3 protein-coding genes are annotated in these 2,309 nt (G+C 42.1%); all 3 read right to left on the bottom strand.

Features of this window, described 5'->3' with window-relative positions:
* The coding region (gene lpdA, locus RM529_RS16910; RefSeq protein WP_311485926.1) for a dihydrolipoyl dehydrogenase at positions 1-1,200 on the bottom strand (1,200 nt) is incomplete at its 3' end.
* A gap of 89 nt (positions 1,201-1,289) precedes the next feature.
* Entirely contained in the window at positions 1,290-1,718 is a 429-nt protein-coding gene (locus RM529_RS16905) for a Fur family transcriptional regulator (RefSeq protein WP_057482988.1), read from the bottom strand.
* Between the two features lie 35 nt (positions 1,719-1,753).
* A partial coding sequence (locus tag RM529_RS16900; RefSeq protein ID WP_311485925.1) for an HAD-IC family P-type ATPase occupies positions 1,754-2,309 on the bottom strand: 556 nt, incomplete at its 5' end.

Raw genomic sequence — 2,309 nt, 5'->3', positions numbered from 1 at the left:
GATTACCTTGATAAAACCATCCGTATCCATACTTATCTTCGCCCGTGCGTTTGCCTTATAGGGAAAAGAGCCCGTTTTTATACTTCTATTGGTCTTCTTCAGTTCTTCTTCCGTCAAGCCTACACCGGCGACCTCAGGCTGGGTGTACACGATATTTGGGATAAGGGAATAATTGATATGTGGCTTTTGACCTGCTATGCTTTCGGCTACAAAAACGCCTTCTTCACTGGCTTTATGGGCAAGCATTGCCCCCCGGATTACATCCCCAATGGCATACACACCCTTGACATTGGTTTCAAGGTTTTTATCTACCGTTATCTGTCCTTTCTCATTGGTTTCCACTCCTATATTTTCAAGCCCTAAACTGGCGGTGTATGGTTTTCGGCCAATGGCCATAAGACAGTAATCGCCATCTAAACTCATTTCTTCTTTATCGGAAAGATTTTCCGCTTTCAATTCTACTTTATCCTCAGTTGCCGTTGCGTTTGTCACCTTATGTTCCAAATAAAAATCAATTCCCTGTTTTCTAAGGGAACGGTGCAATTGATGTCCCAGTGCGCCGTCCATAGTGGCGATAAGGCTATCAAAATATTCTACTATGGAAACCTTTGAACCCAGGCGGGCGAATACGGAACCTATCTCAACACCGATAACGCCACCCCCAACGACCATTAAGTGCTTGGGGATTTCCTGTAGGGCAAGGGCTTCGGTGGAAGAGATGATACGCTTTTTGTCTATTTTAATATTGGGCAGTGAAGCGGGTTTGGACCCTGTGGCAATGATGATTTTATCGGTTGTTATGGTTTCCGTTTTGTCCCCGCCCTTAATCTCAATCGTGTTTTTGTCCTTGATGGTGCCGTGGCCTTGATAGACGGCAACCTTGTTCTTTTTCATCAGATAATCAACACCATTGATGATTTCCTGTACCACATCCTGAACCCTTTGGTTCATTTTCAGGATATCGACATTGGCCTCTTTAACATCAATCCCAAAATTTTCGAATTGATGCTTGAGTTTGTAATAATGCTCAGAGGCTTCCAACCAGGCTTTTGACGGGATACAGCCCACGTTAAGGCAGGTGCCGCCAAGCGTGTTGTACCTTTCAATAATGGCTACTTTTAATCCTAATTGGGCGCAACGGATCGCACTTACATACCCGCCCGGGCCAGATCCTATTATAGTTACATCAAATTTTTCCATATTCACATTTTTTTAAGTTAGTTACGGTGGAAAAAACCTTAAGCTTGACCATTGGGGGCTGGGATTCAGGCTTAAGGCACTCCCACCTATTATTTTTTACTACAGTTTTTACATATCCCTTTTAAAACTAGGTTCACATCGTTCACCTCATACTGGTTTGGCAAACTCTCTTCCGATATTTTATTTGGTAAACAGATTGTTTTCTTACAATTGGTACAATGAAAGTGCATATGTAAATCTGTACTGTGTTTACCTTTGGCGTTTTCATCGGAAATCGCATATTTTGCAAAAGCAGTTCCATCGTCAATTTGGTGCACCATGCTTTTTTTCTCAAAGAGCTTTATCGCCCTGTAGAAAGTGGTCTTATTGGCTGTTTTGATATTTTTATTGATAAAGACTTTTTGCATTTCATTTAAACTTACTGCATAAGTTTTCCTTTTGAGGTATTTGTAAATTTTCAACCTCATTTCAGTGGGACGTATCCCTTTTGACGATAATTTTTTTTCCGTTTTTGTCATTTTATATTCTTTCGAAAAACAGTCTAAGTCCGGATCTAATCTTTTTTATAAGCCAAAAGCCTTAACGCATTAAAAACCACCAGAAGCGTCGAACCTTCATGGATTACTACCGCCACTCCAATATTTGCCAAGCCGAATATGGTTGAAGGTATAAGCAGGGCCACAATACCAAGGCTAACCCAAAGGTTTTGCCTGATAATCGCCTTTGCCTTCCTGCTTAAACCTATGGCAAAGGGCAGGGTTTCCAACTTATCGGCCATTAGCGCAATATCCGCCGTTTCCAGGGCTACATCACTTCCCGCAGCACCCATAGCTATTCCTACAGTGCTGTTTGCCATGGCAGGGGCATCATTAACGCCATCGCCCACCATTGCCACCTTGGATTCCTTTTCTTTTAATTCTTTTATAGCATCCACTTTTTCTTCCGGTAATAAACTACCCCAGGCATCGGTCAATCCTATTTCTTCTGCTACTGCGTCTGCTACCTTCTGGTTATCACCAGTAAGCATGATCATTCGTTTAATTCCTATTTCTTTTAATTTTTTAAGGGTTCCCTTGGCGGCTTCACGAGGGGTATCCATTAATGCAATG

This window comes from Autumnicola edwardsiae, assembly GCF_031846505.1.
GTDB classification, from domain to species: Bacteria; Bacteroidota; Bacteroidia; order Flavobacteriales; family Flavobacteriaceae; genus Autumnicola; species Autumnicola edwardsiae.
This window is presented reverse-complemented; position numbering and strand designations above follow the sequence as displayed.